Raw genomic sequence first — 16,848 nt, forward strand, 5'->3', positions numbered from 1 at the left:
GATGGCTTATTTTAATATAAAATATTACTTTTCTATTTGCCTATATAATATCAATTTGATACCTTATTAAACATTTTACTACGGTCATCAATCAAATTATTAAAATAAGATCTAATCTCTTATGTGGGCTCATAATTTTTTTAATATTCATACATCTAATAATAAAATCCTACCTCTGTAGATTTAACAAAACTAAATAAGTTACTTTATCTACATTAGTAGGATTTCTTGACATTTTTCTATATTTTGACATTAACGATCCCGATGCATTCTAACAACATATTTGTATTCATTTGCTCGATAATAATTTTTAGAATATTCTATTGGGAGATTAATATCATTATAGGTAATCCGTTCTCGATAAAAAATAGGTTCATCTTTATCTAAAAACATTGATTTTCTAATTTCTGGCGTTGTCATTATTGCTTCTATAGTTTCACTGGCATCACCTAAATGCACATTATTTTTTTCATAAAAATCATATAATGAAGTATCTGCGTCAAATTGATCCGCTTCTAAAGGTAAATGAAACCTTGTCGATATATAGGTAATAAAAATACCTGATATTCGACCATTTAACAAACGAAGCCTTTCTAAATAAAATACGTCTTCTTCTGGTTCAATTTGAAGAAACTCAGCCACTGTTACAGAAGCTGGTCTCATCTCACTTTTCAAAATAATTGAAGATGGTTTGCAGCCATTGCGCTTTGCGTCTTCACTAAACCCAGTTAATTCGTATAAATCAGAATACTTTTTCTTTGGCAAAACAACAGAACCTTTTCCTTTAATTTTTTTTATATATCCGTCTTGCTCTAAATCTGTTAACACTCTTCGCACAGTAATCCGCGAAACTCCATACGCCTTCTGCAATTCGGACTCTGAAGGGAGATAACTCCCAACTTCATAGGTAGATGAAGAAATTTTATGATACAGTTCTTCATAGATTGTTTGATATAAAGGCTTTTGTTTTGTCATAACAGTACCTCCCTCATTACAAATCAGACCTTATTTGCAATAATGGTCAACAACAGAGTACCCTTTATCCTTCACTTTCTAATTCTATACCGTTATAAACTTTCATAGATTCTTTTACACTGTTTAATGATTTTTCCAAAAATCCATGAATATCTTTTGAATCAAGCGTTGTACGACTTAATAGTACCTCTAATAATAATGGTAAATTAACACCAGTAATTACGTCAATCCCTTTTTGAATAGAAATTGCTAATGATGCATTAAATGGTGTTGCTGCAAACAGATCAACCATAATACAGCAAGGAATATTCCTATCTATATAGTCATCAACTGCCTTATTTAATCTTCCTGACAATTCTTCCACATCATCCCCATTCATAAAGCAAAAAACATCAAAATCTTCTTGTGGCCCTACAATCATATCAATAGCATTTTTTAAGCCTTCTGCTAATGTAGAATGGGTACATACAATCACACCAAACATACTTTTACTCCTTTTCCTGCTGTAATCTCCATTTTTTAGCCTGCTTGCATGCATCTAAAAATTGTTTAGCTTTTTCAGGGTTTATTGGATTACGCATATCTCCATCTTTTATCCATGTTGCTACAGATACACCATCATAGTATTTTAGAAGTTCTCCGACATTTTCACCTGTTGCACCTCCACCTAAAAATATTGGTACATCAGGTAAAAGTTTTCTAGTTTCTTGAACATAATACAAACTCTCTTCGGCATTTTTTCCACTCATGAATATGCCATCCGCAAATGCACTTTTAACGATTCTTTTTGCTGCCAACGGTTTAGGATCAGGACATAAATAATTTGCATTGACTTCTTGTACATCTGCAAATACAGGGATTTTACTTCCTAATCTTTTTTTCATAGATAGTATTTTATCACATTGTCCAAACATAAAACCTGTTGTGTCCACACTAACCCCTGTATACAAATGCTCGACACGAACAAAATCTGCCTTGGTTGCTGCTGCGACCACCAAAGAAGCTACCCCATCCCAATTCACCAAAATACCTAAAATTTTATCAGGATAAAGTTCCTTTAGTTTAGCAGAAAGATAAGTCATATAAGCAATAGTTTCAGGTCTAGCCTGTTGCGCAATCGGTCCATCATGCATATTTTGCAATATGAATCCATCAAATCCCATTTGAACAATCATCTCTGCTTCTTTCAAAACATTATCCGTAATACTTTCAAATGATTCACCTTCATTTAAATAACTACCTGGCATCGCTGAGGGCTGAATCATCACAAAGGCTAATGGATAATTTTCTTTTTTAAACATCTGCATCCTCCTCATACACAAACTTCATCAAATCTGTTGGTCTCAATATTCCTTTTTCAGTGACATATCCAGTTATAAATTTTGGCTGTACACCAACTAATTCTATAGAGGTGAAACTTACTTTCTCTTTTAATTCATCAGGCCATTCTTTTGCCATAGTTTCACTCAAATTCTTCTTTAAAACAGGTTTATAAATTCCATACAGAGCACGCATATCATTTTTTAACAACGGAGTCAAAACATAATACGGAATATTATGAGATGAACAAAGCTCTGCTAATATATCTGAACCAATCGTATTAAATGCTGTTCCATCTGGATAAAAGGTCTCTGCTCCAATGAAAGCCATTTCTACTTCATTTAAAACTGAAAGCATGGAAGCGTCTGGTATAAAGTGTACTTGATGCCCTGCCTCAACAATTTTCTTTACAAAGGGGTACCCTCCATTAATAACACGGCTTTCCGGAATATACACTTTTAATAAATGTGAACAGTGAGCTACTGCTTTTTCGACTGTACTGGAATAGTCATAAATCATGATCGTTTGAATATTTTTTAATAAACGGTCAGTATATTTTAAAATTCGCGCTATATCTTCATCCGAATTTAGAAAGTACTGATCAATAGCTAAAGAAACGCGTTTGTCAAATTCTGTTTCTACTCCACGATCGATTAACTTTTGAATTCGATTTAAAGCAGTTATTATTGCATAACTTGAGTTTCCGCGAGTTTCTTTAAAAAAATCTCCAATTTCCTTAATGATCTCTTTTGCTTTATCAATGGGGTACACCTTAGCGGTTTCTCTAAACATATTAGAAATCATGCGGATATGGTTGCTTGCACCTAATGAACGTCCTGTCACAATATCATCAAAATCTTGTAAACAAACAGCAGGAACATGGTTTCTTACCATTTTTGTATCCATTTTGACCTCCTTTACACGAAAGGAGAGCGAATGCTCTCCTAAATATTTAATATTTTTTTTGCATTCTCATAAAACATTTTATTTTTAAACTCGTCAGAAAGGTTTAATGTATTAAACTTCATAATAGATAATTTAGTAAAATTAGAAGGATAATTAGAGCCATACAAGAAACGATCAGCTGATAATTCTGAGAATGCTCTATTTAATGATGGTATCTCCGTTTCATAAGACGTTTCTAACATCAAATTTTCATTTTCTTTTTCTTTGCATAGATCTACAGTTCCATACGCATAATCAGATCCACCCAAATGTTCAATTACAAATCTTACATTTGAAAACTGTTTTGTGTAATATACCCATTGCTCTGGCATGGTATAGAAACCTTGTCCAGTAAACATTTTAACAACCAAATGCCTTTCTTCACAGACTTTCAAAATAGGGCAAATATTATAAGCGAATTTTTCAGGTCGGTATCCATGTTCCAAAGAATTAAATTCAATCATACGAATTTCGGAAAATTTAGATACTCTCTTTACTTCATCTACTGCATCATCTAACTTTGGATTAATCACTGCACAACCTATTAATCGCTCTGGATACTGTCGCACTAACTCTATAATTTTATCATTTGCAGAAGCAATAGAAGATCCAAAGAAAGTAGATATCACACGCTTTTCGATACCATTTTCTTTCATATCCTGAAGCAATTCTTCTACATGATACTTTTTTGTAATTGGATCACGATCTACGTGAGCATGAAAATCAATAATCATAATTATCTCCTTACAAGATTCCTGCTAAAACACCAAGAATACCTAAACAGATTGTAAATACCATCAATAAAATAATATTTGCTTTCTTTTTATCAATTAAGTAATACATCAAGAGAGTATAAAGTAGTGGAATCAAATTTGGCATTAATCCATCCAACACTTCTTGTAAGGCAACAACAGTTTCTCCTTGTGTATAAGAGACGTTTAAAGTAACATAAACCAATGATGAAATAAAGCCACCGCAAACTGTAAATGCAGCAATTCCTGCATATTTGGTCAAGCGATCCAACATTCCACCTTGTTGCAAATTAGATACTAATGCTAAACCACCTTCATATCCTTTAAAAATACCTAAATAACGCACCGTCATACCAACAACTGTCATTACAACCAAGAATAAAATTGGCCCAATCGCACTTGTATAATTACTAGCTGCAGCCATGGAACATGCCAATCCCGCCATAATAGGTCTTAATGTACCATGAATCAATGAATCTCCAACACCTGCTAATGGTCCCATCAAAGCAACTTTAATTGAATTAATTGAATCAACATCTATATCGCCTACTTTTGCATTTCTTTCTTCCATTGCACACGATATACCTATACAGAAAGAAGCCATACGTCCTTCCGTCAAAAATAATTCACAATGTCTCTGATATGCTTCTGCTCTTTCATCTTTATCTTCATATACTTTATCTAAAACAGGAATCATACCTTGTAAAAAACCATCAGCCTCCTGTCGAGTAGTACTATTTCCACTTTCAATAGCCAACGCATATCGGAATGTTCTCCAGAGATCTTTCTTTGTCACCACACTATAACTTCTGGCTTCTTCATCCACATTTTCAACCGTATCCGCATCCATTTTTTTCTTGTCACCATAATAATTCATTGCAACACAAACAATCGCAACTAGTGCTACACCAATCATGTTTACGCCTAAATACGATGCAAAAATAAATCCAACGATGAAATAAGGCCAAGAACTTTTATCTTTTACGCTTCCTAACAGCAATGCGACACCGACTGCCCCTAATAATCCGGTACCAGCAGCGATACCATCAATTAACCAACTAGGAATAAAATCGATAAACGACTGTACATAAGAAGCACCAAAATATACACCAACAAATACAGGAAGACCAAAGAATAAATATTCAAATATTGAAGGAATAATTGATGTCCACAATACTACTTTCTTTGGATTCGCCTCTGCTGCTGCTTTATCAACCTGTCTTTGCGTAAATTCATATATCGTAGAATTACGGGTCTGACGGAATATCTGACCTACGAATGAAATAGGCAATGCTGTAGCAATTCCAACTTCAACGCTACCTGTCGCACAAGCCAACGCAGCTGCTAAGCCAGCAGATACTGTTTCATCAGGTGGTATAGCCGTTCCAACGAATATTACAGCAAGAAACATTAGTTCAACAGCTGCTCCAACTTCCAAACCTGTCCCTAAATCTCCAAATACAAGTCCAACCATCGGACCAATAACAATAGGTCGGTAGAAGAATGTATGCAAGAAAGCTTTATCCAAAAAACCAATCCATACAATGATAGATGTTAATAAAGCTTGTAGAAATAAACTCATATTTTACCTCCTTTTTCTATCTTTTTATTATCCAAATATTATCCAATTTTTTTTGCAATCAATTCCATTGGATCCTTTGCCCGTTCTTCTGGAACTGCTTTTACTTCCAAAACAATACCTTTCTCATGTAATGCCTTTAGAGCTTCTACATCATCTGGTTCCACATAAATATAGTCTAACAATTGTGTTCGTCCTACTTTTGATTTTGAATTACTAATATTACCTACAATAATTTTTGGGACTTTCAATCCCATTTCCACTAAAGCATTCGCCTCTTTTGGGTTTCTTACAAGCATTAAAACATTAGTATTAGTATTGTCTTCCATAATTCTTTTGATTGTACTTTCCTTATTCAAAATCTCCAAAGAAATACCTGAAGGGACAGCTAATTTTAAAATAGTTTGTAACATTTTATCCCCTGCTGCTTTGTCATCAGCAACTAATATCATCTTTGCATTGGCTTCTTTGATCCATTTTGTTACAATTTGTCCATGAATCAATCGATCATCAATACGACATACATTAATATTCATTTAATCCTCCTCTTCTTTCCATAATTTTGCAGCATTCTTATGAAAAACATATTCTAATTCTTCATCTGTAAAACCCATATGATAGATTTTTTCAATTTCACATTCAACTGACTTATATGGCCAATCTGTTCCAAACACGATACGTTTGGCACCAACACAATCCTTTACTCTCGTTAAAACATCTGTTTCATAAATAACTGACGTTTCTAGATAAATATTAGGTATGTCTCTTACAGCTTCAATAACACTATAGCCAAACTCTCTGCATCCCATATGTGTAAATAGAAAATTGATCTTTGGATGTTTTTTTGCTAATCTCATCCAAACAAATGGTGTACTTAATGGACTCGTTCCAACATGCGTCTGTACATGTACTCCGTATTTTTCGATGTGTGTTAATATTTCATCTAATTGTGGTGTATTATCTGCATAGTATCCATGTTTCCACGAATGAAACTTCACACCTCTGTACTTACGTTCCCCTAAGCATAAATCAATTTCATCATGAGCATCAGGCGCTTTCGGATTAATAAAAGCATATGGTAAAATACGATCTGGATATTGATTATAACATTCATAAACCAAATCATTTTGGACGCGATTTACTGTTCCCGATAAACTACTAATTCCAACTTTGGTTATCCCATATTTATCCATATCTTTTACTAAAGCATGGGCATCATATGGTTCACCAGAACTTGTTTTTCCCATATGTCCGTGAACGTCATACATAATCATAGTAACCTTCTCCTTTCTTCTCGTTATACTTACATGATATACTTATTATAACATGTTGTCAATATATGGATGCTTTTATCGGAAATATTTTGTTATTATTATAAAAAAGTTTTTATCAATTTCTTTTTCAACTGAATGTATCCATTTTTTCTTATACCGAGGTGCATTAGTTTTTCCATCAGCATATAATTCTACAAGAAAAACAAGTACTCCGGCAAATAAAGACAACCATAACGAAGATTGCATAAAAAAATAAAATGCCGCACCGATAATGATTGATAAAAAAGCACTGATCAATAGGTTTTTATAAGCAAATAGTTTATATTGTTTTTTACTTTTTTCGACTAAATCAAGTATTTTTTCGTATTCTTCTTTATTTAAGCATATTTTATCTTTTTTTATATATTTTAATTGTGAATCTGACTCTAATAAAGCAAGTTCATAAGCAGCACAAAATAGTTCTAGCTTTTTTTGTTTTTTTTGTTCTGCATCTTCTCTCATTTTTTTCAACATAGAAAACATTGCGTTGGCCGAGATATATTTAGGTAAAGATTTTTCACTAAATACAGATTTTCCTTCTATAAAGGTTTGCAACATATCATAATCATTCATAAGTAATCACCTCTATCATAAGTATATCACATGTTTTTAATCTTGTTATATCATGTTTTGTGTTTTTTGCTTTAACGTGTTGTTTTTTATTGCAATTCATGTTTTACTTTTCTTAAATAGAGGAGGTTAATCTATGTCAAAAGAAGCAAAAAATATCTTTTTAATCATTTTATCTGCACTTCTTTCTTCACTTGCTGTAAAAGGTTTTGTCGAGCCCGCTAATCTATATCCGGCCGGTTTTCTGGGTGTTGCAGTGTATTTAGCAAATTTAGGAAATACGTACCTTCACTTATCTTTTTCTTATAATATAATATTTTTATTTCTAAACATATTCTCTACATTTTTAGTATTAAAAGTAGCTGGTAAGAAACTGATTTTATATTCAATATTGCAGTATCTTCTAGTATCTATATTCATCGCTATTCTTCCCTCTTTTCAATTAGTGAAGGATGTTATGTTATTATCAATTTTTGGAGGAGTTCTTGCCGGAATCTCTTGTTGGCTTGCTTTACAAGCTAATGCATCTAGTGGAGGAACTGATTTTATTGCTATATTTTTTTCTACAAAGTTTCAACGTTCCTCTTGGACTGAAGTCATGATCTTTAATAGTATTATTCTGATCCTTGCCGGTTTTTCTTTTGGATTTGAAAATTCTTTTTATTCTATTATTTACCAATTTATTGTTACATTTATCATCAATCATCTTCATACTAGATATCAACTATTTTCTCTGCATATCATCACGAGTAAGCCAAAAGAAGTATCTGAATTAATTCTTCAAATAGCAAATCACGGATTAACTGAAATTAAGGCAAAAGGGGTATTCTCTGGAGATCAGAAAACAATTTTGTTTATGATTTGTAATCAATTTGAAGTTGAAAACATCACACTACAAGTACAAACAATCGATCCAAACGTATTTATCTCTGAGGCTAAAGCTTATCATGTAGTTGGCTATTATTTGCAGGAAAAATTATCATAAAAAGGATCCTTAATTATAGAATCCTTAAAGTCATATATTAATTTTAATGATTAATAGGTTAATTCAATTAATATTATTTTATTATCTAGCAATTTCATATCGTTATACAAATCTATTCATTATAAATCATTCGTTTGCTCATTCCTCCATCAACAACAATATTTGCTCCATCAATAAAATCATTTTCTTCTTCACATAAAAACAAGCAAAGCTGTAATATATCCTGTGGCTTTCCTACCCTGCCGCAAGGATGCTGTTCATGGTCTTCTTTTGTTAAGCTGTCATATTGCTTTGTTTCTATCCATCCCGGTGTAATAGTATTGACCGTGATATGCGTATTGCTTAGAGAAACACACAAACTGTTTGTAAAAGATACGATTCCTCCTTTAGATGCGCCATATGCTTCCCAATGTGGTTCGTTTTGATGGAAACGGGTAGATGCGATATTAATGATTCGTCCATATGTACGTACTGAAGATTGTGCAATATATGCTTTTGCACAAAGAAAAGCACCTCGTAAATTTGTTTTGATGACATCATCAAATTCATCTATGGTAATTTCTTGGATTGATTTTTGAAATTGACTGATTCCACCATTATTGATCAGTACATCCAACACTCCATATTGCTGTTGAATCGATAAAAAACACTCCTGTACTTCCCTTTCATCTCTCAGATCCACTTGATAGCAATGAATACATGGATCACCAAACTCTCCTGATGCAAGATCCAAAGAAAATACTTCATAACCTGCTTTAGCAAAACCTTCACATAAGCATTTTCCAATCCCGCCATTTCCACCGGTAATCAAAACTTTTTTCATACAATCATCCTTTCTCATTTAAAAAAACAATTTATTCCGCCAATGATCGATCATGGAAGAATGATATATTTGATCCAGGCATTCTATATCATGTATATTGCATTGTGCAATTTCTTCAATCTGGTTTAAACGATAAAAAAGTGTATTTCGATGCACATGTAATTTCTCAGCAGTTAAAGATATGTTAAGCCCTTGCTGATAAAACTGCAGACATGTTTGTACCAGTTCCGTATTTTTTCTGCGATCATACTCTTTTAAACGAACATATTCATTGCATATCAGCGTTTTTAATTCTTCCTGATCATATCTCTGCAGCAATGCGTAGAAAGCATATTTTGAAAACGGAAAAATAGGCTGTCCATGATCAACGATCCTTCCAATTTCTCTGGCTTGCAAAGCCTGTTTTGCATAAAGACGTAATTTAGATAAATCAAAAAATAAGCGGCTGATTCCACAAGAATACGCGTATTGCACACATATTTTCTCAATTTGATCAACCGTTGCCTGGATCTGCTCTTCCCTTGCATAATTACAGACAACCAATATTTGATTCTCCGTAACAAACGCTGTAGTATCTTTGGACAAATCATTGATCAAATTGCAGATATAATTCGCATAAGCTTTTCCTTTTTGATCCTGTTCCTTTAAAGACAATACTTTATACATTGGTTGAAATTCCCATTTAAATTGCATGATCTCATTTTCAATATCTAAATGGTTTTCCAAGGTCATATCTAATAATTCACGATAAAAATACTCTTTCCTTGAATAAGATGGATGCATGCTGCCAACTGTATCGGCAAGCAAAACACCAAGCGCATCACATACCATATCTGCACGTTTAGTTTCCTCTTTTGAAAAGACATGCATCACTTGAAAGACGATCAAATAGCCGTATACGACCCCTTTATGCATGATCCTTCCTAATATCCGAGGAATCTTTTCTCCTAAATTTGTATTGTATAAAAAGGAAGTTCCATGATGAAATAACTTTTTAGAAGCATCATCTACTTGAAATGCTTCAATAGACTCTTTCGAACAACAATGATATTGTTTTGCATAATTCCATACTGCATCGTCAAAATCTATTTCATCATTCATTGCGATTACGCGAAAATAACGATTAGTGATCATGACCGGATTATGAAAAAATTGTTCTTTCAATGTCGAAACTGTCTTATTGATCGATGATCCTTGGGTCATCAAGCGAAAAAGGATACCGATATCCTCCATGACTATTCCCTTCTTTCCATGTTGTGCATATTGCACAACCATCATAACATGTTTTTATCTTTTTTGACATTGTGAATAATTTATCAATTTTATTATAATGTTGGATAGAAAGGATACAAGGAGGTTTATTCATGAAGTACAACAAATTATTTGAACCTGGAAAAATAGGTAAACTTACTCTAAAAAACCGTTTTATCGTCGGCGCAATGGGTGTTGGATTTGCTGAATTAGGAGGAACTCCAACTGATCGTACCGTTGCCTATTACAAAGCAAGAGCAAAAGGTGGTTTTGCTTTGATCATTACAGAAGTCACTCGTGTACAGGATAGTGAATTCTGCACACCTTACGAACCATCCCTAGGAGATGACAAGCATATTCCGGCATGGAAAAAAGTGACCGATGCTGTTCATGCAGAAGGGGCCTATATCTTCCCGCAGCTGCATCAACCTGGAAGACAGTATACAAAAGCGATTCTAGGGCATGAAGTTTCTGCTCCATCTCCTCTAGCTTGCCCTGTATTTGATGAGACTCCACATGAGTTAACTACAGAAGAAGTCTGGGATAATATTCATTTATTTGGCGATGCCGCTCTACGCGCGAAAAAAGCTGGCTTTGATGGTGTAGAAGTACATGCCGGGCATGGATACCTTGTTCAACAATTCTTATCTCAATTTACAAATCGACGTTTTGATGAATTTGGCGGTTCACTAGAAAATCGTGCAAGATTTGCTTGTGAGATCTGCAAAGATATCAAACGCAAATGTGGTGATGATTTCCCAGTAATCATTAAATTGTCAAGTGAAGAAAAAGTACCAGGAGGTTTAACGATTTCGGATACCAAAATCTTCGCCAAGTATTTTGAGGATGCCGGCTATGATGCAATTGAAGCTACGATCTGTACCTATGCTTCCCTCGATTGGATGAGTGCGCCTGAAGATGTTCCAATGGGTTTCAATGCTTATAATGCAAAACAGATCAAAGAAGGTGTTTCCATTCCAGTGATTTCCATTGACCGAATCAACACGCCAGAAATTGCAGAGGACATCTTAGAAACAGGCAAAGCTGATTTTGTTTCCATTTCTCGTCAGTCTCTGGCAGAACCTGAATTTCCAAATAAAACAAAAGAAGGAAAAATCTCTGAAATTACTCCATGTATCAATTGTCTGCAATCCTGCATGGGCTATATGACAGATCCAAATCATTTGCAGGCTTGTTGTTTGGTCAATCCGCGTGTTGGCCATGAAGCAGAATATACTTTTGATCCTGCACAAACAAGTAAAAATGTTATGATCGTTGGTTCTGGTCCTGCCGGTCTGTATGCAGCATATGTGGCCAGCAAGCGCGGACATCACGTAACCGTTTATGAAGCACAGGATAAACTGGGAGGACAATTTAGAATTGCTGCATTGCCTCCTGCTAAATCTTTGTTAACCGGACCTCTTCGTTTCTGGATCCAGGAAGGAAAGAAAAATGGTGTACAATATGTATTAAACACTGCTGTAACCAAAGAGCTCGTTGAAGAGAAGAAACCAGATGTCGTTATTTTAGCAACAGGTGCAAAACAGTCCAAACCGCCAATCAAAGGTATTGATATGGAAAATGTATTCATGGCAAATGATGTCATTGAAGGAAAAGTAAAGGTTGGTAGAAATGTTTTGATTGCCGGTGCTGGATTAGTCGGACTTGAGACAGCTGACTTCTTAAGAGAAAGAGGCGGACGTACCAGTACGATCATCGATATGTTGCCTGCACCAGATTATGGTGTGCTGGGTGTTGGTACACATTTGCATCAAAGATTGGATTCAAATAATACCCAGTATATCATGGGTGCCAGTATCCAGGAATTCACTCCAGATGGAGTAAAATATACACAAAACGGCGAAGAAAAAGAAGCTACTGGATTTGACAGCATCGTTATTGCACTTGGTTCTAAATCTTATAATCCTTTAGAAAAAGAAATCAAAGATTGTGTGAAGGAAGTATATGTCATCGGTGATGCTTCAAAAGCAGGACAGGCCAACAAAGCAACTGAAGAGGCTGCTGCAGTTGCATTTAAGATCTAATAGTCTAGGCTATCAGTTTGATCTGATAGCCTTTCTTATATTCATTTTTATGCACGTTTTGCTCGTGCATTTCTTGTACATATTCAATCCGTTATATGAGAGAAATCCCCTAGACGAAGGACTTTTCGTTGCATTAAAATAATAGAAGAGATATATTCGATTGTTTGGAGGTAATCACATGGAAAAGAAATATTTCTTTTTTGACATCGACGGAACGTTGACAGATATGAAGACCAAAAAAATTGTTCCTTCTGCTTTAGATACATTGCATAAATTACAAGAAAATGGTCATTTTGTTGCGATAGCAACAGGTCGTGCTCACTATAAAGCTCGTGCATTCATGGATGAAGTAGGCTTGCATAATATGGTTGCCAGTGGCGGAGGCGCATTGGTCATCGATGATCAATTGGTAGATAATATACCGCTGCCTTTAGAAAAAGCAAAAGCAATCTGTCATCAGGCAGAAGCATTGGGATACGGCCTCTTACTAATGTTAGATGATTCTATCCGTGTATACAGCAAGAATGATTTATTTCGAGAGCAGGTCGGTGAACGCAAAGAGCCTACAGAGTATATCATTGATCCAAGTTTAGATTATGATACACTGCCAGCCATTTATAAAGTGTATGTTTCTATTTCACAAGAAGATGAACATCTATTGACGTTAAAAGATACAGTTGGACATCTGCGTTTTGTCAAAGATTACTTAATGTTCCAGTATGATAAAAAAGATAAAGGCATCGAACAAATGATGGAGCATCTGCATGCTCCCGTCTCTGATGTGGTTGTTTTCGGAGATGATTACAATGACATGATCATGTTTGACCCGCGTTGGACAAGCATTGCAATGGGAAATGCTTGTGATGCGTTAAAAGAAAAAGCCACTTATGTCACAGCCGCAAATGTTGATGATGGTATTCAAAAAGCATGTCAGCACTTTGGATGGATCTGATATATAGAAAGCAACTTCCTATCAATGGAAGTTGTTTTTTTATAAAAATGAACCTGTCTTCTGACAGGTTCATTATACAATCTAATTCAATGATAGTTTCTATTCTTTCATAACAGCAAGCATGGCATCCGCCATCGTTGTTAAGATGATGCAACAAGAAGTAGCTCCTGCATCCAGATGTCCTTTGCTTCTTTCTCCTAAACGAGCTGCACGGCCAATTTTTGCAACTAGATCTTTTGTATGTTCTTTTCCAGTTTCTGCTCCCTGTTTCATTGCTTCCAGACATTCTGAAAAACTCTTGCCAGCATCTAATGCTTCTTTAAACTGACGTTGTGCTGGAGCAATCGTATCCACTAATGTTTTGTCTCCCTCTTTTGCTCCTGCCAGATCCATCAGACCTTCTTTTGCATTCAGCAAAGCTGTCGCAAATACTTCCGCTGTTATTTGTTCTTCATTTTTTGTAGAACGGCTCAACTTGGAAAACATCGTCCCATAGATAGGCCCCATGCTTCCTCCTATATCCATGACAAGTGTTCTACCCAAGATTTTTAAAGCCTCGCTAAAACTAACATTTTCTTCTATGCGGTCTTTTGCCATCATGAACCCTTTGTTCATATTGACACCATGGTCACCATCCCCTGTTGCACCATCGATCTCACTTAAATATGCCGCATTTTCATGGATCGCTTCAATGATTTTGATCACAATGCCAGCGTTTCCTTGATTTTCTACATATTGCATATCATTTTCCTCCAAACTGTGTTAGTCCCATCGTTTCTACTTCTTCATCGATGCATTCTTTTAACTCATCATCCAGCTTCATCATCGTCAATGTCACTCCGTTCATCTCTAATGATGTGAAATAGTTTCCTACATATGACTTATAGATCTTGATTCCTTTTTCATCCAGGATCTTTGCTACTTCTTCAAAGAAGATATATTGTTCCATGACTGGTGTTGCGCCTAATCCGGATACCAGTACCACTACTTCATCACCAGCTACAAAAGGCTGATCTTCCACAACCAAACGCGTCATTTCTTCTGCCATTTCTGCTGCAGTTCCCAGTTTCTCTACCTTGATGCCCGGTTCTCCATGATGCCCGATTCCAAATTCCATCGTTCCATCCTCAATCGTGAAATTTGGTTTTCCGTTGGCTGGAATAGTACATGGGCTCAATCCTACACCTACGCTGCTCGTATTATCAATTGCTTTCTGTGCTGCTGCGATGACCTCATCCAAGCTAGCTCCCTGATTGGCCTTCGCTCCGCCTACTTTCCACATCAGGATCTCTCCTGCTACTCCTCTGCGTTTCGCTCTGTCTTCTTTTGGCGCACTTGCGACATCGTCATTGGCTACGACTGTCTTTACTTCGATATCGTCATCTTCGGCTAATTCCATCGCCATTTTTACATTCATATTGTCGCCTGCATAATTTCCATATAGGCAAGCGACTCCCATTCCTTGATCAACTGCACAGAATGCATCATAAAATGCTTTTGCAGTTGGACTGGAGAAAATCTCTCCTACAGCAACGGCATCTACCATATTTTTACCACAATATCCAATGAATGCCGGTTTATGTCCGCTGCCCCCGCCAGTTACGATTCCTACTTTGCGTTTTTCTTTGGCAAAATTCGACACGACTACTCGCGGATCATTTTCATCCACATGTATGATATCTTTATGACAGCGTTCAAATCCTTTCAGCATATCTTCTACTACTTCATTTGGATCATTGATGATTCTTTGCATGTATGTTACCTCCTTATGATCTTATGCGGGCCTTCTTTTTTATCGATACTGTTGATCGATCTCATTGATTCTTTCAACTTTTGCAGTGCTTCCGCCTCCAGCAAAATCGCATTCCAGCCAATGATCCAGCAGCATCAGTGCATATTGCGGCGCGATGATCCTTGCGCCCATGCACAATACCTGGCAGTCATTGCTCTTTCTGCTTCTTTCGATGGAGAACAGATCATGTCCAACTGCTGCACGGATGCCCGGCATCTTATTGGCAGTAATAGCCATTCCGATTCCTGTACCGCACATCAAGACACCTTTCTCACAACGTTTTTCGATGATCTCCTTGCATAATTTTTCTGCAGTATCCGGATACAATGATGGATCTGTATTATACACGCCCACATCTGTTACATCATACCCTTTTTCTATCAAATGCTGTTTTACCATTTCTTTTAACTGGAAAGCAGCTTCATCACAACCTACTACGATTTTCATATACTATTGTCCTTTCTTCCCCATAGAAAAGAGCGGTTTTCACCGCTCCTTCACCTCGGATCTGGTGAATTTTTAAAGCTCAGTAATTGCAAATACAAGTTTTACTGGTTTTGCTTCAAAATTTACCAACTGATAAGATACACCAGCTGGAATGAAGAATGTATCTTCAGGCTCTAAAATAAAGCTTTCCTCTAGCTCTGGCAAATTCACAGTTACAGGTCCATCTACACAGTACAATGCTGCATCCCCTTTATGTTTGTCCGGATCTGAACAGCGAGGTCCATAACCGCCAGCCGGTAAAATGAACTCACCGAAATGTCCATAATCATTGCTTGTAATGAAACGCATTAACATTGGATGTTTGGTACCATGTACGTTGTTTAACTTCTCAAAATCACGTACAGCATAAACAGCACCTGTTGCTCTCGCTTCACTTGCATCAACTGGCCAATGTCCGATATCATCTGTGCATCCCTGACGAGAAATATCTTTGATCTTATCTCTCATATTAGGCAATTTATCATTATTTGGTCCTTTATAGAATTTCGTCTCTTCATCCGTTGGGATTACAGCAGGCGGAATTTGCTCGCTCCATGCTTTTGGTGTGATGAAATATAAAATACGTGTTTTTTTATCAGAGAAGTTATGGCAGCAATGCCATGCTCCTTCCGGCATGAACAATCCTTCACCTGTCTCTAAGTATGCGAATTGACCATTTCCAGAACGTTGAACTACCGGTCCTTGCAAAATATAATAAGATTCATCACCTGGGTGAATGTCCAGCGGTGCAAACACACCTCCTGGTCCTAATTCATAGATACCTAACATAAAAGTATCAGTTGTTACGATTGTAAATGTATTATCAGATGTAAATGCATTGTTCGGCGGATATAAAGCAGTTGAATAATCCTGCTTGCGAATCAATGTTGGTTTTTTCTCATCTGGAGAAAATGGGAACTTTCCCATGATGTCAAATAATTTTGCCATTAGATAAACTCCTTTCGTTGACCTATTTATACTTTTATATCTCATACATCTGCTCTATGACAGATGTATGAGATCATCGTATTTCATTTCTAATATGAATCAAATTTAGTAA

18 protein-coding genes are annotated in these 16,848 nt (G+C 35.8%); 3 read left to right on the plus strand and 15 right to left on the minus strand.

The window, feature by feature from the left end; genetic code table 11:
• Positions 1–252: 252 nt before the first annotated feature.
• The 9 genes from BQ9859_RS03555 to BQ9859_RS03600 all read right to left on the minus strand — a co-directional run bounded on the left by BQ9859_RS03555 (position 253) and on the right by BQ9859_RS03600 (position 7,457).
• The gene (locus BQ9859_RS03555) at positions 253–975 is read right to left on the minus strand and encodes a GntR family transcriptional regulator (protein WP_075876902.1); all 723 of its coding nucleotides are present in this window, start codon (positions 973–975) and stop codon (positions 253–255) included.
• A 64-nt stretch (positions 976–1,039) separates the two neighbouring features.
• A complete protein-coding gene (locus tag BQ9859_RS03560) occupies positions 1,040–1,459 on the minus strand; it encodes a PTS sugar transporter subunit IIA (RefSeq protein ID WP_075876903.1) in 420 nt (139 codons plus the stop codon).
• Positions 1,460–1,463: 4 nt separating this feature from the next.
• Positions 1,464–2,276: a BtpA/SgcQ family protein gene (locus BQ9859_RS03565; protein ID WP_075876904.1), complete on the minus strand. Its 813-nt coding sequence runs from the start codon at positions 2,274–2,276 to the stop codon at positions 1,464–1,466.
• Entirely contained in the window at positions 2,269–3,201 is a 933-nt protein-coding gene (locus BQ9859_RS03570) for an IF-2B domain-containing protein (RefSeq protein WP_075876905.1), read from the minus strand. Before BQ9859_RS03570 ends, BQ9859_RS03565 begins: the two co-directional genes overlap by 8 nt.
• 38 nt (positions 3,202–3,239) lie before the next feature.
• Positions 3,240–3,974, minus strand: coding sequence for an amidohydrolase family protein (locus BQ9859_RS03575; RefSeq protein ID WP_075876906.1), 735 nt, complete (start codon positions 3,972–3,974; stop codon positions 3,240–3,242).
• 10 nt (positions 3,975–3,984) lie between these two features.
• Entirely contained in the window at positions 3,985–5,574 is a 1,590-nt protein-coding gene (locus BQ9859_RS12180; RefSeq protein ID WP_083662632.1) for a PTS system mannose/fructose/sorbose family transporter subunit IID, read from the minus strand.
• A 38-nt stretch (positions 5,575–5,612) separates the two neighbouring features.
• Positions 5,613–6,107 carry a PTS sugar transporter subunit IIB gene (locus BQ9859_RS03590; protein ID WP_075876907.1) on the minus strand — a complete coding sequence of 165 codons (495 nt, stop codon included), beginning with the start codon at positions 6,105–6,107 and terminating at the stop codon, positions 5,613–5,615.
• Positions 6,108–6,845 carry an amidohydrolase family protein gene (locus BQ9859_RS03595; protein ID WP_075876908.1) on the minus strand — a complete coding sequence of 246 codons (738 nt, stop codon included), beginning with the start codon at positions 6,843–6,845 and terminating at the stop codon, positions 6,108–6,110.
• Positions 6,846–6,920: 75 nt separating this feature from the next.
• Positions 6,921–7,457 (minus strand): hypothetical protein, encoded by a 537-nt coding sequence (locus BQ9859_RS03600; RefSeq protein ID WP_075876909.1) that lies wholly within the window; start codon positions 7,455–7,457, stop codon positions 6,921–6,923.
• A gap of 133 nt (positions 7,458–7,590) precedes the next feature.
• On the opposite strand from BQ9859_RS03600, the gene BQ9859_RS03605 reads away from it, so the two are divergent.
• Complete coding sequence (locus BQ9859_RS03605; RefSeq protein ID WP_075876910.1) at positions 7,591–8,439, plus strand: YitT family protein; 849 nt, start codon at positions 7,591–7,593, stop codon at positions 8,437–8,439.
• A 112-nt stretch (positions 8,440–8,551) separates the two neighbouring features.
• On the opposite strand, the gene BQ9859_RS03610 is transcribed toward BQ9859_RS03605, so the two are convergent.
• Together BQ9859_RS03610 and BQ9859_RS03615 are read right to left on the minus strand one after the other, a co-directional pair.
• Complete coding sequence (locus BQ9859_RS03610; protein WP_075876911.1) at positions 8,552–9,262, minus strand: SDR family NAD(P)-dependent oxidoreductase; 711 nt, start codon at positions 9,260–9,262, stop codon at positions 8,552–8,554.
• 18 nt (positions 9,263–9,280) lie between these two features.
• Positions 9,281–10,495, minus strand: a complete 1,215-nt coding sequence (locus BQ9859_RS03615) for a PucR family transcriptional regulator (RefSeq protein WP_075876912.1) — start codon at positions 10,493–10,495, stop codon at positions 9,281–9,283.
• A 131-nt stretch (positions 10,496–10,626) separates the two neighbouring features.
• Between BQ9859_RS03615 and BQ9859_RS03620 the strand changes: the two genes are divergently transcribed.
• A complete protein-coding gene (locus BQ9859_RS03620) occupies positions 10,627–12,558 on the plus strand; it encodes an NAD(P)/FAD-dependent oxidoreductase (protein WP_075876913.1) in 1,932 nt (643 codons plus the stop codon).
• Positions 12,559–12,736: 178 nt separating this feature from the next.
• Complete coding sequence (locus tag BQ9859_RS03625) at positions 12,737–13,510, plus strand: HAD hydrolase family protein (protein WP_075876914.1); 774 nt, start codon at positions 12,737–12,739, stop codon at positions 13,508–13,510.
• A 99-nt stretch (positions 13,511–13,609) separates the two neighbouring features.
• Here the strand turns inward: BQ9859_RS03625 and dhaL are convergent, their stop codons facing one another.
• The 4 genes from dhaL to BQ9859_RS03645 form a co-directional block, all read right to left on the minus strand.
• On the minus strand, positions 13,610–14,251 hold the full coding sequence (gene dhaL / locus BQ9859_RS03630; protein WP_075876915.1) for a dihydroxyacetone kinase subunit DhaL: 642 nt from the start codon (positions 14,249–14,251) through the stop codon (positions 13,610–13,612).
• A 1-nt stretch (position 14,252) separates the two neighbouring features.
• Positions 14,253–15,263, minus strand: coding sequence for a dihydroxyacetone kinase subunit DhaK (locus BQ9859_RS03635; RefSeq protein WP_075876916.1), 1,011 nt, complete (start codon positions 15,261–15,263; stop codon positions 14,253–14,255).
• 39 nt (positions 15,264–15,302) lie between these two features.
• A complete protein-coding gene (gene rpiB / locus BQ9859_RS03640; RefSeq protein WP_075876917.1) occupies positions 15,303–15,749 on the minus strand; it encodes a ribose 5-phosphate isomerase B in 447 nt (148 codons plus the stop codon).
• 72 nt (positions 15,750–15,821) lie between these two features.
• On the minus strand, positions 15,822–16,736 hold the full coding sequence (locus tag BQ9859_RS03645) for a cupin domain-containing protein (protein WP_075876918.1): 915 nt from the start codon (positions 16,734–16,736) through the stop codon (positions 15,822–15,824).
• Positions 16,737–16,848 lie beyond the last annotated feature (112 nt).

The organism is Merdibacter massiliensis, assembly GCF_900155395.1.
GTDB classification, from domain to species: Bacteria; Bacillota_I; Bacilli_A; order Erysipelotrichales; family Erysipelotrichaceae; genus Merdibacter; species Merdibacter massiliensis.